25 protein-coding genes are annotated in these 22,931 nt (G+C 67.0%); 6 read left to right on the top strand and 19 right to left on the bottom strand.

Features of this window, described 5'->3' with window-relative positions:
* Position 1: 1 nt before the first annotated feature.
* The 14 genes from E0T84_RS13335 to E0T84_RS13400 form a co-directional block, all read right to left on the bottom strand.
* Positions 2-727, bottom strand: coding sequence for a hydrogenase assembly protein HupF (locus tag E0T84_RS13335; protein WP_138744705.1), 726 nt, complete (start codon positions 725-727; stop codon positions 2-4).
* Positions 728-756: 29 nt separating this feature from the next.
* Positions 757-1,503 (bottom strand): DUF6390 family protein, encoded by a 747-nt coding sequence (locus E0T84_RS13340; protein ID WP_138744676.1) that lies wholly within the window; start codon positions 1,501-1,503, stop codon positions 757-759.
* A gap of 4 nt (positions 1,504-1,507) precedes the next feature.
* The gene (gene hypF / locus E0T84_RS13345; protein WP_138744677.1) at positions 1,508-3,808 is read right to left on the bottom strand and encodes a carbamoyltransferase HypF; all 2,301 of its coding nucleotides are present in this window, start codon (positions 3,806-3,808) and stop codon (positions 1,508-1,510) included.
* On the bottom strand, positions 3,805-4,059 hold the full coding sequence (locus E0T84_RS13350) for a HypC/HybG/HupF family hydrogenase formation chaperone (RefSeq protein ID WP_138744678.1): 255 nt from the start codon (positions 4,057-4,059) through the stop codon (positions 3,805-3,807). The genes hypF and E0T84_RS13350 overlap by 4 nt, the downstream gene beginning before the upstream one ends.
* Before the next feature lie 3 nt (positions 4,060-4,062).
* A complete protein-coding gene (locus E0T84_RS13355; protein ID WP_138744679.1) occupies positions 4,063-4,545 on the bottom strand; it encodes a hydrogenase maturation protease in 483 nt (160 codons plus the stop codon).
* A 7-nt stretch (positions 4,546-4,552) separates the two neighbouring features.
* Positions 4,553-4,672 (bottom strand): hypothetical protein, encoded by a 120-nt coding sequence (locus E0T84_RS32725; protein ID WP_138744680.1) that lies wholly within the window; start codon positions 4,670-4,672, stop codon positions 4,553-4,555.
* Positions 4,673-4,684: 12 nt separating this feature from the next.
* The gene (locus E0T84_RS13365; RefSeq protein WP_138744681.1) at positions 4,685-6,004 is read right to left on the bottom strand and encodes a hypothetical protein; all 1,320 of its coding nucleotides are present in this window, start codon (positions 6,002-6,004) and stop codon (positions 4,685-4,687) included.
* On the bottom strand, positions 6,001-6,657 hold the full coding sequence (locus E0T84_RS13370; protein ID WP_138744682.1) for a DUF6084 family protein: 657 nt from the start codon (positions 6,655-6,657) through the stop codon (positions 6,001-6,003). The genes E0T84_RS13365 and E0T84_RS13370 overlap by 4 nt, the downstream gene beginning before the upstream one ends.
* A complete protein-coding gene (locus E0T84_RS13375) occupies positions 6,654-7,286 on the bottom strand; it encodes a DUF5947 family protein (RefSeq protein WP_138744683.1) in 633 nt (210 codons plus the stop codon). The genes E0T84_RS13370 and E0T84_RS13375 overlap by 4 nt, the downstream gene beginning before the upstream one ends.
* Entirely contained in the window at positions 7,283-8,185 is a 903-nt protein-coding gene (locus E0T84_RS13380; protein ID WP_138744684.1) for a NifU family protein, read from the bottom strand. Before E0T84_RS13380 ends, E0T84_RS13375 begins: the two co-directional genes overlap by 4 nt.
* Before the next feature lie 3 nt (positions 8,186-8,188).
* Positions 8,189-9,988, bottom strand: coding sequence for a nickel-dependent hydrogenase large subunit (locus tag E0T84_RS13385; protein ID WP_138744685.1), 1,800 nt, complete (start codon positions 9,986-9,988; stop codon positions 8,189-8,191).
* A gap of 97 nt (positions 9,989-10,085) precedes the next feature.
* Positions 10,086-11,141, bottom strand: coding sequence for a hydrogenase expression protein HypE (locus tag E0T84_RS13390; RefSeq protein ID WP_138744686.1), 1,056 nt, complete (start codon positions 11,139-11,141; stop codon positions 10,086-10,088).
* Positions 11,142-11,260: 119 nt separating this feature from the next.
* Positions 11,261-12,064 carry a hydrogenase nickel incorporation protein HypB gene (gene hypB, locus E0T84_RS13395; protein ID WP_138744687.1) on the bottom strand — a complete coding sequence of 268 codons (804 nt, stop codon included), beginning with the start codon at positions 12,062-12,064 and terminating at the stop codon, positions 11,261-11,263.
* A gap of 1 nt (position 12,065) precedes the next feature.
* Positions 12,066-12,395: a hydrogenase maturation nickel metallochaperone HypA gene (locus tag E0T84_RS13400; protein ID WP_070186560.1), complete on the bottom strand. Its 330-nt coding sequence runs from the start codon at positions 12,393-12,395 to the stop codon at positions 12,066-12,068.
* Positions 12,396-12,587: 192 nt separating this feature from the next.
* Between E0T84_RS13400 and recA the strand changes: the two genes are divergently transcribed.
* Together recA and recX are read left to right on the top strand one after the other, a co-directional pair.
* On the top strand, positions 12,588-13,643 hold the full coding sequence (recA, locus tag E0T84_RS13405) for a recombinase RecA (RefSeq protein WP_070186559.1): 1,056 nt from the start codon (positions 12,588-12,590) through the stop codon (positions 13,641-13,643).
* On the top strand, positions 13,612-14,175 hold the full coding sequence (recX, locus tag E0T84_RS13410) for a recombination regulator RecX (RefSeq protein WP_070186558.1): 564 nt from the start codon (positions 13,612-13,614) through the stop codon (positions 14,173-14,175). Before recA ends, recX begins: the two co-directional genes overlap by 32 nt.
* Here recX and E0T84_RS13415 read toward each other — a convergent pair whose 3' ends face one another.
* The 4 genes from E0T84_RS13415 to E0T84_RS13430 form a co-directional block, all read right to left on the bottom strand.
* Positions 14,176-15,084 carry an amino acid ABC transporter permease gene (locus E0T84_RS13415; RefSeq protein ID WP_070186557.1) on the bottom strand — a complete coding sequence of 303 codons (909 nt, stop codon included), beginning with the start codon at positions 15,082-15,084 and terminating at the stop codon, positions 14,176-14,178.
* 100 nt (positions 15,085-15,184) lie between these two features.
* Positions 15,185-15,865, bottom strand: a complete 681-nt coding sequence (locus tag E0T84_RS13420) for an amino acid ABC transporter permease (protein ID WP_070944018.1) — start codon at positions 15,863-15,865, stop codon at positions 15,185-15,187.
* Positions 15,866-15,884: 19 nt separating this feature from the next.
* Positions 15,885-16,697 (bottom strand): glutamate ABC transporter substrate-binding protein, encoded by an 813-nt coding sequence (locus E0T84_RS13425; RefSeq protein WP_070186555.1) that lies wholly within the window; start codon positions 16,695-16,697, stop codon positions 15,885-15,887.
* A gap of 37 nt (positions 16,698-16,734) precedes the next feature.
* Positions 16,735-17,463 carry an amino acid ABC transporter ATP-binding protein gene (locus E0T84_RS13430; RefSeq protein ID WP_171055018.1) on the bottom strand — a complete coding sequence of 243 codons (729 nt, stop codon included), beginning with the start codon at positions 17,461-17,463 and terminating at the stop codon, positions 16,735-16,737.
* Positions 17,464-17,621: 158 nt separating this feature from the next.
* Between E0T84_RS13430 and miaB the strand changes: the two genes are divergently transcribed.
* Both miaB and E0T84_RS13440 read left to right on the top strand, forming a co-directional pair.
* The gene (miaB, locus tag E0T84_RS13435) at positions 17,622-19,175 is read left to right on the top strand and encodes a tRNA (N6-isopentenyl adenosine(37)-C2)-methylthiotransferase MiaB (RefSeq protein WP_138744706.1); all 1,554 of its coding nucleotides are present in this window, start codon (positions 17,622-17,624) and stop codon (positions 19,173-19,175) included.
* Positions 19,163-19,801 (top strand): hypothetical protein, encoded by a 639-nt coding sequence (locus E0T84_RS13440; RefSeq protein WP_138744689.1) that lies wholly within the window; start codon positions 19,163-19,165, stop codon positions 19,799-19,801. The genes miaB and E0T84_RS13440 overlap by 13 nt, the downstream gene beginning before the upstream one ends.
* Positions 19,802-19,807: 6 nt before the next feature.
* Here E0T84_RS13440 and E0T84_RS13445 read toward each other — a convergent pair whose 3' ends face one another.
* Positions 19,808-21,163, bottom strand: a complete 1,356-nt coding sequence (locus E0T84_RS13445; protein WP_138744690.1) for a DUF349 domain-containing protein — start codon at positions 21,161-21,163, stop codon at positions 19,808-19,810.
* A gap of 149 nt (positions 21,164-21,312) precedes the next feature.
* Here E0T84_RS13445 and E0T84_RS13450 point away from each other — a divergent pair, with 149 nt between their 5' ends.
* Positions 21,313-21,999, top strand: coding sequence for a hypothetical protein (locus E0T84_RS13450; RefSeq protein ID WP_138744691.1), 687 nt, complete (start codon positions 21,313-21,315; stop codon positions 21,997-21,999).
* Entirely contained in the window at positions 21,996-22,916 is a 921-nt protein-coding gene (miaA, locus tag E0T84_RS13455) for a tRNA (adenosine(37)-N6)-dimethylallyltransferase MiaA (protein ID WP_138744707.1), read from the top strand. Before E0T84_RS13450 ends, miaA begins: the two co-directional genes overlap by 4 nt.
* The last annotated feature ends 15 nt before the right edge of the window (positions 22,917-22,931 follow it).

Consider the following 22,931-nt stretch of genomic DNA (forward strand, 5'->3'; position numbering starts at 1 on the left):
TTCACCTGCCTTCATCCATCGACGCGATCGCGGTACCCGCGTGCACCAGGACCAGGTCGTTGACTGCGGCGTGGTCGAGCATCGCGGTGTCCACCCATTCCTCCCCGGCGGCGCTGCGGACCAGCGCTTGCCCAGCTGCCTCGTTGGGCGCGAGGACGATCTCGGCCAAGCGGCCTTCGTCGCCACACGTGACGCAGGACGGTCCGGTGTCTTCGGGCTCGGCCGTCAACAGGCCGGGATGTTCGAAGCACACATGGGTGAGCTCCCACAACAGGTGGTAGATCAGGACGAACCGGCCGGTGGCCGGGACCATCGGGTCGTTGGAGTCGACCCACAGGACGTGGTGGGCGGCGCCGGTCGGAGGCCGTGGGCCGCAGCCGATCCACAACGTCGTGACGCCCCAGGCGCCCGCCCGCCGCATGGCGTCGACCGCGGCCGGTTGATCGGCCGTGGCCACCGCCAGCAGCAGGTCCCCGGGCTGGGCGGCCACCCGGGCCTGGGCCACGGGATCGGGCTCCACCAGCGCGACCGAGGGCAGCGCGCGCTTCCCGACGATCACCGGGTGGACGAACTCGACGGCCACGTGATGTGCATGCGGTTCCCATTGCGGCGCAATCACCCACAGCGTGGCACCATCGTGGAACTTGCGGGCCACATCGAGGGCTGCCACGGCCAGATCGGCGGCCAGGTCCGGATCCACGAACGGGGTCCCCGGCGGCCCGGGCATGGTGGGTGTGACGGCAGGTGTCGTGGTACTCATGATCGACCTCCTGTGTTGACCAGGTCGAGGGTGGCGCGGGTGGCGTCGGTCAACGCCGAGGTGCCCTCGGACGTCAACGTGTCGCACACCCAATCCCAGTGTGCCGATACGGTGTCTCCCACGGTGGGCAGGTGCGTCAGGGATTTCCCGTCGCGGCTCCACCGGACCCGTTGGATGACGGGGGCACCGAGCGTGAGGCGACTGTGTTCCATCGCCAACGGGCAGGATTCGATGAAGATGTGCTCGTCCTCGACCGCTGTGACTGTGCCCCAACGGATCCGGCAGTTCTGCAGGACATGCAGGGCGGTGCCCGGATCCCGATCCAGAAATCGGATCCACGGGTAGACGACGAACACGTGGAAGCTGTGGTGTGCCAGTACCTTGCCCGAAGTTCCCGCGGCAGCCACGGTGTCGAGCGCACCGGTCACCTGCCCCTGGAACGCCGCCCGTAACTGGGCCAGCAGGCCGCCAGGGTCCACCCGGTCCAGGTGCGGTCCGCCGACCCAGTAGCTGCGAACCACGTCCACGTCAAGGGGATCTGCGCCGATCGTGTCGGCGATGGACCGCAGATAGGGCCAGGCGCCGTCGAACTCCCGTGCATGGGAGGCGAGTTCGGCAGGGTTGTGCTCGGGCACGACAGCCGGGCCCGCGGGCCCGCAATACCCGAGTTCGTTGGGGGGGAAGGCGTAGCGGCCGAACAACTCGTATCCGGCGGGCAGGTGCTGTCTCGGAGGTGCGGTCATGGTGTCACCCCGCATTCCCGATCAGCAGTTGGCCCAGCGCGATTCCACCGTCGTTCGGCGGCACCCGGCGGTGGGTGATCACCGTCAGCCCGTGCCGATGCAGCCCGGCCACAGTGCGGCGTAGCAGCAGAAGGTTCTGGAAAACCCCACCGGTCAACGCCACCGGATACCCCGCAGCGCCGTCCGCCTCCGATAGCGCGAGCGCCAGTTCGACGATGAGTTCGGCGACCGCACGGTGGAATCGGGCCCCGATCACCGCCGGTGGCACGTCGGACCGCAGGTCGGCGATGATCGTCGCGAGCACCGGGGCCGGGTCGATGACGGCAGGTGCCGTGCCGGAGTCCACGTCGAACGCGTAACGGTGGGCGCCCGGCTCGGTGCTGCGCGCCATCCCTTCCAGCTCGATGGCCGCTTGGGCCTCGTAGGCAACCGTCTGCCGCACCCCGATCAGCGCCGACACCGCGTCGAACAACCGGCCCATACTCGACGTCGGCACGCAGCCGGCACCGATTGTCAGTTGATGAGCCAGGGTCCGTTGTTCGTCGTCGGGGCAGGCGCGGACCGGCGGTAGATCGGGATCCCACGGCAGTCCGGCTGCCCACAGGTGCGACAGCGCCATCCGGTAGGGCCGTAGCACGCTGATGTCACCGCCGGCCTGCGGTACCTGCCTGAGATGGGCAACCCGCCGGAAGCCCTTGTAGTCGGCGACCAGTACCTCACCGCCCCACACCGTGCCGTCGGGGCCGTAACCGGTTCCGTCGAAGGCGAATCCGAGCACCTCCCGCGCGCCGTCCAGGCCGTGTTCGGCCATCACCGCGGCGATGTGGGCGTGGTGGTGCTGGACCGTGCGCACCGGGCGGGGCCCGCCCCGGCGATGAGCCCAGTCGCTGGACCGGTACCCCGGATGTGCGTCGCAGACCAGGGTCTCGGGCTCCACGCCGGTCAGGGCTTCCAGGTGCGGAACTGCGCGCTCGAACGCCGACAAGGTGGCCAGGCTGTCCATGTCGCCGATATAGGCGCTCAGCCAGGCGTACCCGCCCTCGGCCACCGCGATCGTGTTCTTGAGATCGGCGCCCACCGCCAGGGTCGGCGGCACCGCGACCGGCAGGGCGATCGGCAGCGGTGCGTATCCGCGGGATCTGCGGATGGCCAGCTCTTCGCCGTCGGCGACTCGGACGACCGAATCGTCGCAGGGCACCAGGATCGCGCGGTCGTGCATCAGCCATCCGTCCGCGATGTGTGAGAGCCGCTGCAGTGCATCGCCATCCGAGAAGCAGATCGGTTCACCACTGACGTTGGCCGACGTCATCACCAGAACTCTCGGGCCCGGGGGATCACCGGGAAGTCCGAAAAGCAGGGTGTGCAGCGGCGTGTAGGCGAGCAGGACGCCGAGATCCGGGCTGCCGGGTGCCACCGATTCGGCGACCGGCGCACCGACCGACCGGGGCAGGAGGACGATCGGCCGTTGCGGTCCGCACAGCACCCGAGCCGCGGTCGCATCGACTTCGGCGATCTCGCGTGCGGTGAGCAGATCGGGCACCATCACCGCGAACGGCTTGTCGCCGCGGCGTTTACGGCTGCGGAGTTCGGTGACCGCGGCGGCGTCGGTGGCGGCACAGGCGAGGTGATAGCCGCCGATGCCCTTGACCGCGAGTACCGCACCGTCTACCAGTAGCCGCCTGGCGTGCCGCAGGCCGGCTTCACCGTCGATGAACCCGCCAGAGCGATCGCGGAACCGCAGCGTCGGCCCGCAATTCGGGCAGCACACGGGCTGGGCATGGAAGCGGCGGTCGGCGGGGTCGCCGTACTCGCGCGCACATTCGGGGCACATCGCGAAACCTGCCATCGTGGTGGCGTCGCGGTCGTAGGGCAGTGCGGCGATGATGGTGAACCTGGGCCCGCAGTTGGTGCAGTTGACGAAGGCGTGGCGGTACCGTCGATTGGACGGATCACGTTGCTCAGCAGTACATTCCGGACACATCGCCACGTCGGGGGAGGCCAGGGTGCGACCACCGCCGGCGCGAGTGGTGTCGGCGATCGTGAATCCCGTCCCGCCTGCCAGGGGAATCGTGCGGGTGTCGACCGATTCGATCATCGCCAGCGGCGGCGGGTCGGTACGCAGCCGATCCAGGAAGGCGTCGAGATCGCCCGGAGCACCTTCGATCTCGATGACGGCACCGGAACTGTCGTTGCGGACGCAGCCTGTCAGCCCGAGTGCGGCCGCGGTGGTGTAGACGAAGGGACGAAACCCCACGCCCTGGACGACTCCGTGTACGCCGATGCGCATCCGGCGCCGCGCGGTCACGGTGCCGCCTCGGGGTCTCGTCCGCGCCCCAGCAACTCCAGGCCCCGCATCGCGGCCTCGGCGCCGGCGTGGTCGGTCTTCTCGACTGCGAAGCCCATGTGGATGATCACCCAGTCGCCGGGGGAGAAAGACTGTTCGGGCAGCATGCCGACGTTGACCTTGCGTTGCTCGCCGGCGACATCGACCAGCGCCAACTGGTCGCCGTATCCCGGCAACATTCGGACCACTTGGCCAGGGATTCCAAGGCACATGACTCAGCCCTGCCCGACCGTGGTCGACAATCGCGCCACGGCGGCTTCCACCGCCCGTACCGCATCGGGGACAGCCGCGGCAACGGGTTCCGAGAGTCCGATGCCGTCAGCCACCGTGGCCACCTCACAACCGATGACGACGGTGTACGGCAGGGTGCCACCCAGCGCGTGCAGGCTGGCGAACACCGCGGCGGGATCCATCGCATGTGCGTCCAGACCAGAGCCCGGCGAGAGGTTGTCCCGATCGGCCTCGAAGACGTGCAGCGTGCCGGGCCGGTCCCGGCTGGGCAACGCATCGACCAGGATCAGGGCACCCCAGCCGTCGAGCAGGTCGTAGGCCAGGTGCACCCCACGTATCCCGTAGTCGCACAACCGGACATCCGGCCCCGCCAGGTTCGGCGGCAGATGCCGCATGACCTCGGGACCGAATCCGTCGTCACCCAGGAAGATGTTGCCGATACCGGCTATCAGAACTGAAGGCGTGATCCACCCCCTACATGCGTCGCATCTTCAGGTACCGCCGGGCGTCGGGAATAGACCGGACCCCGACCACCACTCCGGCGACCGCGACTGCCGCGACGGCGATCACAGCGATCCAACCCACAACTTCCATCTCCAACTCCTCTCACTGCACCACCGGTTCGACTTCATCCGGGGCGAAGTACAGATAGCGGCCGTACCACTCGTGCAGATCAGCCGCCGGATCGTCCTCGAGCACCACGCCGACATGCCGCTCGCCGTCGACGGTCTCGTGCACCGAGGTCACCCGCGCCAGCCGATCGGCGAAGAACAGGTCCTGGGCGTCGGCGCGTCGCAGCGGGTGGAGGCGCACCCGGCTGCCCCGGCTGACCCGTACGCCGTTGACCATGACAGCGTCGGATCCTGGATCGACTGCGGTGTCGGCCAACGGATCCCACCAGTCGATCCCCTCGGGCACTTCGGGAATCAGGTTTGGAGCGGCGGCATGTGGATCACGCAGCACCCCGTGCAGGTTGAGCATCGCCTCGGCAGACATCGAATCGCAGCGGTCGATGATGTCCGCCGCCCGGGCGTCGGTGGCGCGAGCCTGCGCCTTCTCCTCATCGGTCATCGTCATGACGCGCAGGGTGAGGATTTCGTCGATCTCGCATGAGTCGTACAGCGCACCGGCGCTCTGGTCGGCGATCTCGGGATGGTCGTAGAGGATGATCGGCGATACCAACATCAGGTGGTGTTCGCCCGCCCGGCCGGCCAGCACCGGGAAGCACCGATGGTGGCGACACCGCGCCGCCGCGGCGGCCGCGGCCGCGTCCGGCTCGAGCAGGGAGACGAACTCGCCGTCGGTGACCTCGACGATCAGGTGGGTGCCGATCAACGACACGGCGATCGCGTCCTGCTTGTCGGCGACAGGCGGTGCGATGTTGCGGACGGTGAGGCTCACCCGCAGGAGATCACCGTCGGCCTCCGCGCCGATGGTCAGCTCGCCCAGCAGCTCGCGCCGGGAGCGGACCAACCTGCCGCCCTCGACATCCTCGATGTCGGTGCCGGATGTGATGGCGAAGGAATCCCCTTGCGGGACAATCAGATCAGCCAGGGCCCATGGCCCAGAATCGATCTCGCACTCGACCGCCTCATCCCAGCTCAGCCACGACTGGGTAGCCGTGGTCAGCTCGTCGACCGGCTCGTACCCGTCGTCGCCAGTTCGGCGCTCGACGCCCCGGTGCTGCAACTGCAGAAAGCGCGTGACGATCGCGAGCGTCGCGCGTTTCCCGGGCCGCACGAGGAGTTGGGTGGACAGCACGCTGTCCTCGCCGAGGCCGGCCGGCTCGGCACCGGCCGGGCCCAGCACGCCGAACTGCCAGCGGGACTGATTCTTACCCGAACTGGCCCGGTAGGGGTAGAGCAGATACCCCTCGTAGAGGACGGCGTCGGCGACCGCGAAAACCTGATCCAGATTGCGGCTCATCGAATGTCCTGTCTGGTCAACAGGTTGTCGATCGCGGCCTCGAAAGACAGCATGCCCCAACGTGACTTGTAGTTGGCCAGCTCGTCGAGGATGTCGTGGCGCAGCCGCAGCCAGCCGGTGTTGGGGAAATGCTGGGCCATCAGCTGGTGCCACACCGAGACCGGCATGTCGAAATGGTCTTCTCGGTCCCATGGCACCTGTTGGACGGCAAAGCCGCGAGATCCGCGGGTGAAAACCGTTCCGCTGAACAGGAACTGCAGCGGCACCGTGCCGTCGTCGAGTGCGTGCAGGTACTTGGCTCCCACCACCTCCAGGTCGTAGGTGCACTCCAGCGGCATGTCGACCTGGGTGGTGCCGGTGAACCCGGGGATCATGGCGGTGCTGTGCTGCCACAGGAAACTGCGTTGCGTGGTGCCCCAGCGTTCCCGCGGGCCGAACAGGTCCAGCATGCCCGCCGCTTCGGCATCGTTGTAGTTGCGCCGCAGTGGTTCTATCCGCACCTGGCACCGCAGCGCTATGGCGTGAACGGGATCCTCACCGACCGCGGCGACGCCCACCCTGGCGGACAGGGTCGGCGTCACCGCATACGGTTCGGGCGTGATGTCCAGCACGGAGAAGGTCACCGAGGTGGTGGGCGAGGCGGGCTCGGTCATCGCGCCACCACCTTGCCGCGGTCGACGAGCGTGCCGAAGAACTCGTCGACGTACTTGCGCACATCCTGCCCGCCGTCGAAGCCGCGCCACAGGGCCCGAAGCCGGCCGACGAACTCGTAGCAGGCGTCGATCGGCACCAGATGGCAGGCCGGCGGCCGGCTTTCGTCATCGGTGACCCGGAAGATGAGAGCTTCGGTGTCTTCGGCCAGCAGATCCACCCGGGCGTCGGCGGCCCGGACGGAGTTCCAGGTGTCGAGGTCGAGCTCGGACTCGGTGGCCCCGGCGGGGCCCGGATAGAACGCCGCCACGCGATCCTGTACCGAGTTTCGGAGGAAGAACGCGAGTCCGACCGGAATCTGCAGGGACTCCCATTCGCGCCTGCCGACGGCGAAATCCTCGAACGTCAGGTAGCGGTCGGGCACCGCGCGGTAGCGCAGCTCGGCGCGGGCGTCGGTGAACAGGAGATAACAGCCACGGCACACGCACAGTAGTTGGCGGCCTTCGATGTTGACCACGTGCTGGTGCTCGTCGGCGATCTGTTCGCTGCACATCTCACACTGCTGGCCGACCTGTGCGGGCGTGCCCCGGTCGGCCCGGATACGCGCCAGTACGTCCAGCGGCCCGGTCATGAGGCGATCTCCGTCGCCATCGCCATCGACAGGACTTCGTCTCGCAGCAGAACCGGGATGGGCTCCAGATGCAGGCCGGTGGCGTCGTGGACCGCGACGCCGGCGTGGATGACGTCGAAACCGGTACCGCATTGCGGGCAGCGCAATTCGGCGCCGGCCAGCGCGGCCCCGGCAAATCGGCCGCCACAGCTCGGACAGCGGTCCCGGTAGGCGAAGAACTCGTCACCGATCCGGCACGCCAGCACCGGGGCACCGGCCACCTCGAATCCGCCGACCGCACCCGGCGCAAGTTCGGCGAGCGCGGGGACGGGTTGCCAGCTGGCGTGGCGGTGGCCGTCGCCGTGCAGCCGGGTCAACAACGACTCGGCGGGTATCACCTGTGTTCCAGGATCGTCGGTGACGACGTCGATCGACGAGATCTCGGGTGCGGCCGCCATGATGGCGTCCTCGATCGTCAACTCGAGCGTGACCGCCGAAGACGGGCAGCTCTTGCAGCTTCCGGCGAACCGCAGCCGGACCACGGGCGGTGCGACCTCGAGCACGTGGACATCGCCCCCGTGGGAGCCGAGGTACGGGCGGACCCCGTCGAGCGCATCGGCGATTCGCCGCTCGACCGGATGTGGATGCAGACCGTGCACCAACAGCAGGCTGGCCACCAGATCGTCGGCGGCGACGGTCTCCGCCAGCGAGGGGTCGGTGTCCGTGGCCATCCGTAGCAACCGCGCCAGCGCGGCACCGTAGAGGTCGGTCACCTCGCGGACGAGTTGTTCGGCCCGATCCAGGGCCACCGAACCGCCTGCGCCACAAGCCTGCAGCAGGTCCTCGATACGATCGCCCGCCGTGCGCCATCGGGTGTCTTCCTCGGGGAGGTCCGGGACTGACTCAGCGGCGGGCGTCATATGTTATTCCCCGGTGGCGGATTGAGTGGGAGAGTGCATCAGCTCCAACGACTTTCCGTTGCCCAGGTACATGTGCACCCCACAGGGCAGACACGGATCGAAGCTGCGGACTGTCCGCATGACGTCGATGCCTTTGAAATGTTCCCGATCGTTCTCCTCGAAGATCGGCTGACCCTGTACCGCATCCTCGTAGGGGCCAGGGGTGCCGTAGCTGTCGCGCGGATTGGCGTTCCACGGAGTCGGGGGATACGGGTGGTAGTTGGCGATCTTGCCGTCGCGGATCACCATGTGGTGGCTGAGTACTCCGCGCACGGCCTCGGTGAAGCCGCAGCCGATGGCTTCGTCGGGCACCTCGAATTTCTCCCAGGTCTTGGTGCGGCCGGCCCGGATCTCCACCAGGGCCTTCTCGGCGAAGTGCAGCGCGCAGGCCGCGGCATAGGCCTGGAAGTAGGTGCGGGCCCGGTTGCGCTCAATGGTGTTGCTGCCCTTGGCCGGGATCTTCCATTCCAGTTCGACCGGGCCCTTGAGTGCAGTCTTGGGCAGGTTGATCTGCACACTGGTGCCCGTGGCCTTGACGTAGTCGATGTCGACGAGTCCGGCCAGCGCGGTGGACCACAGGCGGGCCAGCGGACCGCCCCCGGTGTCCAGCGCCAGGTGGTCCTTGCCGTCGAACCATCGCGGCGACATCACCCAGCTGTAGTTCTCGTCGAAATCCCGCTTCTGCGGCTTGGGGTTGGTGTGCTGGTTCCACGGGTGGCGCCGGTCGATCGGGTTGCCGAGCGGGTCTGTCTTGACGAACATCTCCTGGTCGGTCCAGTCGTCGTAGTAGCTGCTGCCCAGCAGAATTCGGATCCCGAGGTTGATGTCGACCAGCGAATGGGTCACCAACTTGCCGTCCACCACCACGCCGGGGGTGACGAACATGGCGTCACCCCAGCGCTCCATGTCCTTGTAGGCGAAGTTGCAGACTTCGGGATCCTGGAAGGACCCCCAGCAGCCCAGTAGCGTGCGCCGGAGGCCGACCTTGTCGTAGCCGGGGAGCGCTTCGTAGAAGAAGTCGAAGAGGTCGTCGTGCATCGGCACGACCTTCTTCATGAACTCGACATAGCGCATCAGCCGGGTCATGTAGTCGGTCATCAGCTGAATCGTCGCCGTGGTGCCGATACCGCCCGGGTACAGGGTCGACGGGTGGACGTGGCGGCCCTCCATCAGACAGAACATCTCCCGGGTCCACCGACTGACCTGCAGTGCCTCGCGGTAGAACTCGCCGGTGAACGGATTGAGCGCACGCATGATGTCGGCGATCGTCCGGTGGCCGTGTGCGTCGGCATGGGGTGCGGGGGTGTTCTCGGCCTTGGCCAGCACGCTCGGATTGGTCTCCGACACCATCTTTTCGCAGTAGTCCACGCCGACCAGGTTCTCTTGGAAGATGTTGTGGTCGAACATGTATTCCGCGGCCTCGCCCAGGTTGACCAACCATTCGCCCAGGTGCGGGGGTTTGACCCCGTAGGCCATGTTCTGGCAGTAGCACGAACAGGTGGCGTGATTGTCGCCGCAGATACCGCAGATGCGGCTGGTGATGAAGTGTGCGTCGCGAGGATCCTTGCCTTTCATGAAGATCGAGTAGCCGCGGAAGATCGACGACGTGCTGTGGCACTCGACCACCTCGCGGTTCTCGAAGTCGATCTTGGTGTAGATGCCGAGGCTGCCGACGATGCGCGTGATCGGGTCCCACGCCATCTCCACCAGTTGACCGGGCTCGCGCTTCACTTGTGAGGGTTCGGGGATGATTGTTCCGGTCATCGAACTTCACTTTCGTGTAAACAGCTGTACTGCAACGGGCTCCGACGTGTGCAATGCCGTCGAGGACGGGCGTGGGCGGACCAGCGGCCCGCCCGGCTCACCAGGTGCGGGTCGCTCCGGTGTCGAGCTTGGTGCCGCGATGGCGCCACTTGGGCTCTTTGTCGACGGTGTGACCCGTGACATGCCGCAGGCTGCGGATCACCGAGCCGTAAAGGCCTGACGCCGCGGTCGACACCTTGCCGCCCGGCGGCTCGTCCATGAACGGCATGAACTTGTCCGGGAATCCCGGCATCGTGCACCCGATGCAGATGCCGCCGACGTTCGGGCAACCGCCGATACCGTTGATCCAGCCGCGCTTGGGGACGTTGCATTTGACGACCGGACCCCAACAGCCCAGTTTCACAATGCATTTCGGCGATCCATATTCGGTCGCGAAGTCGCCCTGCTCGTAATAGCCCGCCCGGTCGCATCCTTCGTGGACGGTCTTGCCGAACAGCCAGGTGGGACGAAGCTCTTCGTCCAACGGGATCATCGGAGCCTGGTCGGTGGCCATGTACAGCAGGTAGGTCAGGGTCTCGGCGAGATTGTCCGGCTGGATCGGACAGCCCGGGACACAGACGATCGGGATGCCTGCCTTGCTCTTCCAGTCCCAACCCAGATAGTCGGGAACACCCATCGCGCCGGTCGGGTTACCGGCCATCGCATGGATGCCGCCATAGGTGGCGCACGTACCGACGGCGACGACGGCGGTGGCCTTGGGTGTGAGCCGGTCCAGCCACTCGCTGGTGGTCATGGGCTGATTGGTCGCGGGGTTGTTGCCGAACCCGCACCAATAGCCTTCTTCCTTGACCTGCTCGTTCGGGATGGACCCCTCGACGACCAGGACGAAGGGCTCCAGTTCCCCTCGTTCGGCCTTGAAGAACCACGACAGGAAATCGTCGGCGCCCCCGCTCGGACCGCACTCGAAGTCGATCAGGGGCCAATGGACGGCGATCTTGGGCAGACCGGGAAGCGCCCCGAGGGCGATCTCCTCGATGCTCGGTTGGGTGGCGGCAGTCAACGCCACCGAATCACCGTCACAACTCAGACCGGCGTTGATCCACAGCACGTGGATCAGTGCCTCTTCCGCTTTGACTGCTACCTCGGTTGGCATATGTCACAGCTTTCCGGGGCCAGGGCTGACGGCCCCAATGGCTCGAGCTTAGCCGTGCACCGCCTGCTCGAGACCTCAAACTCCGGGATAGTTTCCTGGGTGGTTGTCTTGTCAACGGGTTAGCCCGGTGCGGCAGTGTTTACCTGTGTGTCAACCCAGGCATACCAGGCGTCGAGGCCGTTGCCGCGGGTCGCCGAGGTGGGCAGGATCGTGACCTCAGGATTGACGGATCGTGCATGGCGACAACACGTTTCAAGATCGAAGTCGACATAGGGGAGCAGGTCGACCTTGTTGAGGACGACCAGGCCCGCCGCGGCGAACATGTGCGGGTACTTCAGCGGTTTGTCGGCGCCCTCGGTCACCGATACGACGACGACCTTGCTGTGTTCACCGAGGTCGAACAGTGCAGGGCAGACGAGGTTGCCGACGTTCTCGATGAACAGCACTGACCCGGGATCGGGATCGAGGCTTTCGAGTGCCCGCCTGATCATCGCGGCGTCCAGGTGGCACCCCGCGCCGGTGTTGACCTGAACCGCGCGGGCTCCCGCGGCCCGGATCCGGTCGGCGTCGAGCAGTGTCTCCTGGTCTCCTTCGATCACCGTGACCACGCGGGTCTTGCCGAGCTCGCGGATGGTCCGTTCCAGCAACGTCGTCTTGCCCGCACCCGGGGAACTGGTGATGTTGAGCGCCAGGATGCCGCGCTCGGCGAGCCACTGCCGGTTCTGTTCGGCGACGAGGTCGTTCTTGGCCAGCACCTTCTGCTCCAGCGAGATGGTCTCGGTGTGGTCGTGGTCGTGGTCGTGGTCGTGGTCGTGGTCGTGGTTGTGAGGGTGCGGGTGTTGGTGGTCGTGGGGGTGTTGGTGGTCATGACCGGCGAGGGTGATGACCGCACCGTCCTGGCCGCAGCCGCAGGTTGCGCACATGTCAGCTCACTTCCATCGAGAGGATCCGCAGGTCCCGGCCGGCGGTGACCTCGACGTCGGCGCTTCCGCACGGGCACAACAGGATCAGATCGGGCAGGTCGAACTGCGCTCCGCAGCTGCGGCAGTGCGCCGCACCCGGTTGGATGTCGAGGTCGAGGCGGGCGCCATCGGCAATCGTGCCCTGGGTGACCAGGTCGAAGCAGAACAGCATGGAGTCGGGAACGACCGCGCACAAGGCGCCCACCTCGAGCTTCACGCTGTGCACACGCCGGCCTGCGGCGTGCTCGCACACCGCATCGACAACGCTCTGGGTGATCGCCATCTCATGCATCGCTGCCCCGTCTCCGGGCCGGATGCTTCTCACGATAGGCCCGTTTCGCCGCGGACACGGCGTGTCTACTTGAGTCGAACAGATGTTCGTCTAGTGTGGGCGGTGTTCGACCGACTTGTCGGTGCCCTGGCCTAGCGTCACGGCCAACCGATCGGAACACCGGTCAACACGACTACTTGGAGAGGCACCATCATGGCGCAGCAGGCCCCTGATCGCGAAAAAGCGCTCGAACTGGCGATGGCCCAGATCGACAAGAACTTCGGTAAAGGCTCGGTGATGCGCCTCGGCGAGGAGGTGCGCCAGCCGATTTCGGTGATCCCCACCGGTTCGATCTCCCTGGATGTGGCCCTCGGCATCGGCGGCCTGCCGCGCGGCCGGGTGGTCGAGATCTATGGCCCGGAATCCTCGGGTAAGACCACTGTGGCGCTGCATGCGGTGGCCAACGCCCAGGCCGCCGGTGGCATCGCGGCGTTCATCGACGCCGAGCATGCCCTGGATCCCGAGTACGCCAAGAAGCTCGGTGTGGACACCGATTCGCTGCTGGTGAGCCAGCCGGACACCGGCGAGCAGGCGCTGGAGATCGCCGACATGCTGGTGCGCTCGGGCGCGCTGGACATCCTGGTGATCGACTCGGTGGCCGCCCTGGTGCCCCGCGCTGAGATCGAGGGCGAGATGGGTGACAGCCACGTCGGCCTGCAAGCCCGCCTGATGAGCCAGGCGCTGCGCAAGATGACCGGCGCGCTGAACAACTCGGGTACCACCGCGATCTTCATCAACCAGCTCCGCGAGAAGATCGGCGTGATGTTCGGCTCGCCCGAAACCACCACGGGCGGTAAGGCTTTGAAGTTCTATGCCTCGGTACGCCTGGACGTGCGTCGCATCGAGACACTCAAGGACGGCACCGACGCGGTCGGTAACCGCACCCGCGTCAAGGTCGTCAAGAACAAGGTGTCGCCGCCGTTCAAGCAGGCCGAGTTCGACATCCTGTACGGCCAGGGCATCAGCCGCGAAGGTTCGCTCATCGACATGGGTGTCGAGCACGGCTTCATCCGCAAGTCCGGGTCCTGGTTCACCTATGAGGGTGAGCAGCTGGGCCAGGGCAAGGAGAACGCCCGCAAGTTCCTGCTGGAAAACGTCGACGTCGCGAACGAGGTCGAGAAGAAGATCAAGGAAAAGCTCGGTATCGGTGCCGTTGTGACCGCCGAGGCGACCGCTGATGACGTCCTTCCCGCCCCGGTTGATTTCTGAGCCGTCGGGTACGCCCGAGGGGGAGCAGGCGCAGGATCCTCGCAAACGCGAGGAACAGGCCAAGAACGTCTGTCTGCGCCTGCTCACCGTACGGGCCCGCACCCGCGCCGAGTTGACCGAGCAGCTCACCAAACGGGGCTACGAAGAAGACCTCAGCGCCAAAGTGCTCGACCGGCTCACCGAGGTCGGGCTGATCGATGACGAGGACTTCGCCGAGCAGTGGGTGCGGTCACGGCACGCCAACGCGGGAAAAGGCAAGCGCGCCTTGGCCGTCGAACTCCGCAAGAAGGGCGTCGACAATGACGTCATCGACGCTGCACTGGCCGATCTGGATCCGGCGGCCGAGCGACAACGGGCCGAGCAGTTGGTCCGCGACAAGCTGCGTCGTGAACGGCTCGATGACGAGGACGGCGATGTGAAGGTGACTCGCCGATTGGTCGGCATGCTGGCCCGTCGTGGCTACAACCAGTCGATGGCCTTCGACGTCGTCAGTGTCGAGCTTGCCGCCGAACGGGAGCGCCGCCGGGTGTGATCAGTCGCGTGGGGGGTGCAACATCTGTGCGCCCGGTGCGCCCTCCTGCTCGACCTCCTCGGGCTCCAGTGGCGCGGGCCCGCGGCTGGAACGACGCAAGCGCTGCTCGATCCTGGTGGCCAACGACGACAATGCCATGTTGACGCTGATCATCAAGATCGCGATGACGATCAGTGCGGGCAGGATGTTGCCGTAGGCCGACCCGATGTTCGTGCCCTGGCGAACCATCTCCACGAATGTGATCTGATAACCGATTGCGGTGTCCTTGAGCACCACGACCAGTTGCGAAACCAGCACCGGCAGCATCGCGGTGATGGCCTGCGGCAACAGGATCAGGCGCATGGTCTGCGTCCACGTCAATCCCAGCGACCACGCAGCCTCCTGCTGGCCACGAGGAAGGGAATGGACGCCGGCCCGAACGATTTCGGCAATCACCGCGCCGTTGTAGAGGGTCAACCCGGTCACCACGCCGGCCAGCGCCACGTGCCTGGTCAAGAACTCGTCGAATGTCCCGAAGTCGAGCATGCTGTAGAGGAAGAACGCGAACAGCATCATGATCAGCACCGGCACGGCGCGGAAGAACTCCACGATGACCGCGCAGGTCCATCGGATCGGCGCGATCGGCGCCAGGCGACCGATACCGAGCATCAAGCCGAGCACCAGGGCCAGAACGATCGATATCGCCGCAGCCGTCAACGTTCCCTCGATGCCGGGCAACACGTAGGTGACCCACGGATCCGAGGTGAGGAACGGCTTCCACTTCGCGGGCTGGAGTTGGTCTTTCTCCCACAACCGGAAGAGCACGAAGGCGATCAGTGCGAGCGCGGCAAACGCGGCGAGCACCGTCAGGACGTTGTTGCGTACCCGTGCCCTGGGACCCGGGGCGTCGAACAGCACCGATGCGGCCATTACCGTGCCTGCCCGTTCTTCGCGCAAGCGCTCATCGGCGCCTGCCCGTTCTTCGCGCAAGCGCTCATCGGTGTGGGTCCGTTCTTCGCGCAAGCGCTCATCACCGTGCCACCGCGAGTCGCTTACCCAACCAGCCGAACAACAGCCCCATCGGCAAGGTCAGCAGGATGAACCCGGCGGCCATGATGGCGCCGACGGTGAGCACTGCGGCAGTCGACTCGATCATCTCCTTCATCAAAAGCGCCGCTTCCGCCACGCCGATCGCCGAGGCGATCGTGGTGTTCTTCGTCAATGCGATCAACACCGATCCGAGCGGGATGATCACTGCGCGAAATGCCTGGGGCAGCAGGATCAGTCGCAGGTTCTGCCCGAAGGTCAAGCCCAGCGACCGGGCCGCCTCGGCCTGACCCATGGGCACCGTGTTGACCCCGGATCGCACCGTCTCGCATACGAAAGACGCGGTATAGACCGTCAATCCGAGTACGGCCAGCCGAAAGTTGCTGTCGGCGATCGATGTCGGTGAATGCGGGTCCACCAGCGTGATCCGTAGTGTCTGACCGACCCCGAGTGCACAGAACACGATGATCAGGGTCAGGGGAGTGTTGCGGATGACGTTCACGTAGGCGGCGCCGAGCCAGTTCAGCACCGGCACCGGTGCCAGCCGCATGGCGGCCAGCACCGTGCCCAGGATCAGCGCACCGATCGCGGAGTACACCGTCAGCTGGATCGTGGTCCAGAACGCCGCGAATATCTGGTCGCGGTATGCGTCGAATATCTCCACAATCGGCGCGCTACCCGGCTCAGTTGCGGTCGACGGCGGGCGGCGCCGGGGTGGTGATACCCGCGGGGCCGAGGTTGCGCTCGAACGCTTCCTTCCAGGCTCCGCTGGATTCCATCTTCTCGAGCGCGTCGTTGATCTTGTTGCGCAGCTCGGTGTCACCCTTCTTCAGACCGATGCCGTAACGCTCCTCGGAGAAGGTGTCACCGGCGATCTTGAACGTGCCCGGGCTCTGCGCGGCGTAGCCGGCCAGAATTACCTCGTCGGTGGTCAACGCGTCCACGGCACCGCTCTTGAGGGCGTCCAGGCACAGCGTGTACGTGTCGTACTGCTGCAGTTGCACCTTCGGGTACTCGTCCTTGATCCGCTGCGCCGGGGTCGACCCCGACACCGAGCACAGCTTCTTGTTGTTCTCCAGCGAAGCTGCCCCGGTGATGTCGGTGTTGTCGGCGCGCACCAGCAGGCTCTGCCCGGTGAGCAGGTACGGGCCCGCGAAGTCGACCTTCTCCTTGCGCGCATCGGTGATCGAGTAGGTCCCCGCGATGTATTCGACCTGACCGTTCTGGATCAGCGTCTCGCGCTGCGGCGAGGGCGCTTCCTTCCACTCGATCTTGTCCTCGGGGTAGCCGAGTTCGTTGGCCACGTATTTGGCCACGTCGACATCGAACCCGGACATGGTGCCGTCGGGCTTCTTCAGGCCGAGCCCGGGCTGGTCGTACTTGGTACCGATGACGATCTTGCCGGAGTCGCCACCACCGCCACAGGCGGTCGCGGCGAAGGGGAGGGCGATCGCGAGCGCGAGGGTACCGACCAACTTGAACGGCGCTGATGGCATGTTCGGGTTCCTTTCGGGTGCAGCGTTAGTGCGGAGGTCAGTGGTGCAGGATCTTGCCGAGAAAATCTTTGGCGCGTTCGGATTTCGGATTGTCGAAGAACTCGGCCGGTGGAGCGTCTTCGACAATCGCGCCGTCGGCCATGAACGCCACCCGGTCAGATGCCCGGCGGGCGAAACCCATCTCGTGGGTGATCACCACCATCGTCATGCCCTCGGAAGCCAACGAGGTCATCACCGCCAGCACCTCGTTGATCATCTCGGGGTCCAGCGCGCTGGTCGGCTCGTCGAACAGCATCACCTTCGGGTCCATCGCCAACGACCGAGCGATGGCCACGCGTTGCTGCTGCCCACCGGACAGCTGGGCCGGGTACTTGTCGGCCTGGTTGGCCACCCCGACGCGATCCAGCAGGGCCATCGCCTTGTCGCGTGCTGCGGCCTTGGACTTCCGGCGCACCTTCACCGGGGCGAGGGTGACGTTCTCCAGGATCGTCTTGTGCGCGAACAGGTTGAAGGACTGGAAGACCATGCCGACGTCCGAGCGCAGCTGGGCCAGCTTGCGCCCCTCGGCCGGCAGGGTCTGGCCGTCGATCTCGATGCTGCCGGAGTCGATGGTCTCCAGCCGATTGATCGTGCGGCACAGCGTGGACTTGCCCGAACCCGACGGGCCCAGCACCACGACCACCTGGCCCCGGCCCACTTCGAGGTTGATGTCGTTGAGAACGTGCAGCGGGCCGAAGTGCTTGTTGACCCCCGACAGCGCGATCATCGGCACATCTGGTCGTGCGGCATTGTCGACCTGCGGCTGCTCGCCGGGGCTTCCCATGGCAGGTGACCTTACCCAGGGAACGTCCGGCCTGCCCGGATCTCATGAATCCGCCGCGTTAACGTTTCGGACCCGTCCGTACCATTGAGGCCGTGACGACGATGGTGAACCGGGACGCGACGGCGCCGGACGAGCGCTCGCGCGAAGAGTCGTCGGTACAGGAACAGCGCGACGTGCGCACCTATCAGGTCCGCACCTACGGCTGCCAGATGAACGTACATGACTCCGAGCGGCTGTCGGGCCTGCTGGAAGATGCCGGATACCGGCGGGCGCCCGACGGCTCCGACGCCGACATCGTGGTGTTCAACACCTGTGCGGTGCGGGAGAACGCCGACAACAAGCTGTACGGCAACCTCAGCCACCTGGCCCCGCGCAAGCAGTCCGATCCGAACATGCAGATCGCCGTCGGCGGATGCCTGGCGCAGAAAGACCGCGACTCGGTGTTGCGGCGCGCCCCGTGGGTCGACGTGGTGTTCGGTACGCACAACATCGGGTCGCTTCCCGTGCTGCTGGAACGGGCGCGGCACAACCGCACCGCCCAGGTCGAGATCGTCGAGGCCCTGCAGGAGTTTCCGTCCACGCTTCCGGCGACTCGCGAATCCGCCTATGCGGCCTGGGTGTCGATCTCGGTCGGTTGTAACAACACCTGCACCTTCTGCATCGTGCCCTCGCTGCGCGGCAAAGAGGTGGACCGGCGGCCCGGCGACATCCTGGCCGAGGTGCAGACCTTGGCCGATCAGGGTGTGCTCGAGGTCACTCTGCTGGGCCAGAACGTGAACGCCTACGGCGTCTCGTTTGCCGACCCGGAGGTGCCGCGCGACCGCAGTGCCTTCGCAAAGCTGCTGCGCGCGTGCGGCGACATCGACGGGCTGGAGCGGGTGCGGTTCACCTCACCGCACCCGGCCGAGTTCACCGACGATGTGATCGAGGCGATGGCGCGGACTCCGAACGTGTGCCCGACATTGCACATGCCGCTGCAGTCCGGTTCGGACCGCATCCTCAAGGCGATGCGGCGCTCGTACCGGGCTGAGCGCTACCTGGGCATCATCGACAAGGTGCGCGCCGCGATCCCAGACGCCGCGATCACCACCGATCTCATCGTCGGTTTCCCGGGTGAGACCGAGGAAGATTTCCAGGCCACCCTCGATGTGGTCGCACAGTCGCGGTTCGCGAGCGCGTTCACCTTCCAGTACTCGATCCGGCCCGGTACCCCGGCTGCCGAAATGCCCGATCAGTTGCCGAAAGCGGTTGTCACCGAACGCTATCAGCGACTGATCGAGCTGCAGGAGCGAATCTCGCTGCAGGAGAACCAAGCTCAGATAGGCCGGACGGTCGAACTGCTGGTTGCCACGGGCGAGGGACGCAAGGACGCCGCCACCGCCCGGATGTCGGGGCGGGCCCGCGACGGCAGGCTGGTGCACTTCAGCCCCGGCCCCGGCGCCGACAGCATTCGGCCCGGTGACATCGTGACCACCACGGTGACCGGCGCCGCGCCGCATCACCTGATCGCCGACGCTGCGTTGGCCACACACCGGAGGACCCGTGCCGGTGACGCCCATGCGGCCGGGCAGCGGCCCCGCACCGGCGTAGGCCTGGGGCTGCCCCGGATCGGTGCGCCCCAGACCCCGCCGTCATCAGAAGGATGTGGCTGTTGAGCAAGGAAAGCGACTTCGAGCGGTTCAAGGACGATCTCGCCGCCGTCGAACGCAAGGTCACCCGCGAGTTCGACTCGGGTCCGCGCGCGATGGTCGTGGCGATCCTGGTCTTCGTGGTGCTGCTGTCGTTCGTGCTGCCGCACACCGGTTCCAGCAAGGGCTTCGACGTTCTGGTAGGTGACGCCACGGCCGTGGCCGACGGCATCTCCCTGCCGTCACGGGTGTTCACCTGGCTGGCGCTGGTGTTTTCGGTCGGGTTCTCGACGTTGGCGCTCATCACCCGCCGCTGGGCACTGGCCTGGGTGGCGTTGGCGGGTTCCGCAGTGGCCAGCGCGCTCGGGATGCTCGCCGTGTGGTCGCGTCAGACCGCCGTGGGGCATCCCGGCCCGGGCGTCGGGCTGATCATCGGCTGGCTGGCGGTGATCGTGCTGACGTTCCACTGGGCGCGGGTCGTGTGGTCGCGCACCGCGATGCAGCTGGCCGCCGAGGAGGACCGGCGTCGCCAGGCCGCCGAGCATCAGCAGCGCGGCGTGCTCGACCTCCCGAACGGTGACTCGACGAAGAAAACCGACGTCACCGAGACCGGCCCCGCGGACACGAAGCCCGACCAGCCGGACCAGACCTAGCCGCGGCTATTTGCGCTCTCCGAGCGCGGCTGCCGCCGCGTCGGCCCACTGACGCCACTGCTCGGCGCTGGCCCTGGCCTCGGCCGCATCCTTGGCCCGCCCGGCCGCCTCGGCCTTCTCCGCCTGCCGTTCGAACTGCTCGGCACGTGAGCGGAACTGATCCGCCCGAGCCTTGGCCTCGGGATCGACACCACCGGCCGGGGCATCGCGAACCTTCTTTTCCACGGCACGCAGCCGGCGTTCCAGATCGGCAGCGCGTTCGCGGGGAACCTTGCCGATCGCGTCCCACTTGTCGCCGATGGTGCGTAAGGCCGCGCGGGCGGCGTCGAGGTCGGTCGTGTCGATTTTTTCGGCCTCGGCCAGCAGCGCCTCCTTGGCGGCGGCATTGGCCTTGAATTCGGCATCGCGTTCGGCGTTGGCGGCGTTGCGGGCCCCGAAGAACGTGTCCTGAGCAGCCTTGAACCGGTGCCACAGCGCGTCGTCGACGTCCTTGGCGGCGCGTCCCGCGCTCTTCCACTGCGTCAACAGGTCGCGGAAGGCGGCCGCGGTGGCGCCCCAATCGGTCGAGCCGGACAGCTGCTCGGCCTGCTCACACAACGCCTCCTTGACCTGGCGGGCGCCGGCGCGGCCACGGTCGAGTTCGGCGAAGTGCGATCCGCGCCGACGGTTGAAGGTCTCGCGCGCCGTCGAGTAGCGCTTCCACAGGGCGTCGTCGAGCTTGCGGTCCAGCCCGGTGATGGTGCGCCATTCGTCGAGAATCTCGCGTAGGCGATCCCCGGCGGCTTTCCACTGCGTGGAGTTCGCGGCCAGATCCTCGGCCTCGGCGGCCAGTGCCTCTTTCCGCGCGGTCTGGGCGGCCCGGTGCTCGTCACGTTGGGCGCGCTCGGTCTTGGCGGCCTCGTCGGCGTGGTCCACGATCGCTGCCAGACGGGTGCTCAACGCGTCGACGTCGCCGAGAACCGCTGCGGTGGGCAGACTTTCGGCCAGCGCAGCGGCAGCCGACTTGATCTTGCGGGCGTCACCGGTACCCGAGGACAGTCGACGTTCCAGCAGCGCCACCTCGGTGTGCAGGTCATCGAAGCGTCGGCCGAAGTGGGCGAATGCCGCTTCTGTGTCGCCGGCCTGCCACGAGCCGATGACACGTTCACCGGATCCGTTGATCAACCACACCGTGCCGTCGTCGTCCACCCGCCCGAAGCGGTGCGGATCGCTGGTCGGCGCCACCGCGACGACCGGGGCAAACCGGCCGGGGCGGGGGACGGGGCGGGGCGGCCCCGGTCTCGGGGCAGGTGAAGGAGTGGGCCTCGGCGTGGGCCCGGACGTCGGCTGTGGGGTGGCTCCGCCTGGCTCACTGGTTGTCATATCCGCTCCTCGTACTCCGCGCGGTCCACCCGCGCATCTGCCGCGCGACGCGGCGCCTGATGCTGTCGCTTTGTCCGCTATTCAAGCAGGTCGTGCTGTGCCGTGCCCATGGCTTTAGGCTCAATGCCCCGACAAACTAGTTTGGTGACGTGCTCAGCGCCATCGCGATCGTCCCCGCAACCCCGGTTCTCGTGCCCGAACTGGTGGGTTCGGCCGCGGTCGAGGTGGCCGGACTGCGCGCGGCGGTGACCGCGGCAGCAACCTCGTTGCCGCCCCATTGGCTGGCGGTCGGCGTCGGCCCCTGCGACGCGGTCTACGGACCGGACTGTGCCGGGACCTTCGCCGGCTACGGCGTCGACGTCCCGGTGGCACTCGGCCCCGGACCAGTCGGGGGGCCGGTGGAACTGCCGCTGTGTGCCCTGATCGCCGGGTGGATCCGCGGACACGTCGCACCGGATGCCGCCATCGAGGTGCATGCCTACGCCGCATCACAACCGGTGGCGCAGGCACTGAGCTTCGGACGCTCCCTGCGGGCCCGTATGGAGGAATCCCCGGACCCCATGGGCGTACTCGTCGTCGCCGACGGCTTGCACACGCTCACCCCCTCCGCGCCCGGCGGTTATCTGCCGGATTCGGTGGCCACACAGCAGGATCTCGATGACGCGCTGGCCACCGGCGACCTCGCCGGGCTGGCCGAGCTGCCCGACACCGTGCTGGGGCGGGTGGCCTTTCAGGTGCTGGCCGGACTGGCCTGGCCCGAGCCGGGCACCGCCCGCGAGCTCTACTGCGGCGCGCCCTACGGAGTCGGCTACTTCGTCGGCGAATGGCTGCCATGACCCGGCCCATCGCGGTCATCGGGCCGACCGGGACCGGGAAATCGGCCCTGGCGCTGGCGATCGCCGAGGAATTGAGTGGGTCACGGGGCGTCGAAATAGTCAACGCCGACGCCATGCAGCTCTACCGCGGCATGGACGTCGGCACCGCCAAGCTGCCCGTCGCCGAGCGACGCGGCGTCCCGCACCACCAGCTCGATGTCCTCGAGGTGACCGAGACCGCGACGGTGGCCCGCTACCAGCAGCACGCCGCCGCCGACGTGGAGGCCATCGCGGCCCGCGGCGCGGTTCCGGTGATCGTCGGCGGTTCGATGCTCTACATCCAGTCGCTGCTGGACGAGTGGACGTTTCCGGCGACCGATCCGACGGTGCGGGCCCGATGGGAGGAGCGGCTGGCCGAGGTGGGGGTGGCCGCGTTGCATGCCGAGCTGACCCGGGTGGACCCTGCCGCGGGGGCGTCGATCCTGCCGACCGATGGCCGGCGGATCGTGCGGGCTCTGGAGGTAGTGGAGCTCACCGGCCTGCCGTTCGCCGCGTCGGCGCCGAGTATCGGTACTCCACGCTGGGACACCGCGATCATCGGGTTGGATTGGGAGACAGCCGCTCTCGACATAAGGCTGGAACAACGTACCGACTCGATGTTCGCCGCGGGGCTGGTGGACGAGGTGCGCACGCTGATCGGCCGCGGGTTGCGGGACGGGGTCACCGCCGCGCGCGCTCTCGGTTACGCGCAGGTGCTCGCCGACCTGGATGCCGGGGGAGACGGTGCGGCGGCACGAGAGCCCACATTCATCGGCACCCGCCGCTATGTGCGCCGGCAGCGGTCCTGGTTCCGTCGCGACCATCGGGTGGTGTGGCTGGATGGGGCCGCCGACGGACTGGTGCACGACGCGCTGCGGGCGTGGCGGCACGTATCCTGAACAGGTGATCTTCGG

The sequence above is a fragment of the Mycobacterium sp. DBP42 genome, from assembly GCF_005924235.1.
Lineage (GTDB): Bacteria > Actinomycetota > Actinomycetes > Mycobacteriales > Mycobacteriaceae > Mycobacterium > Mycobacterium syngnathidarum.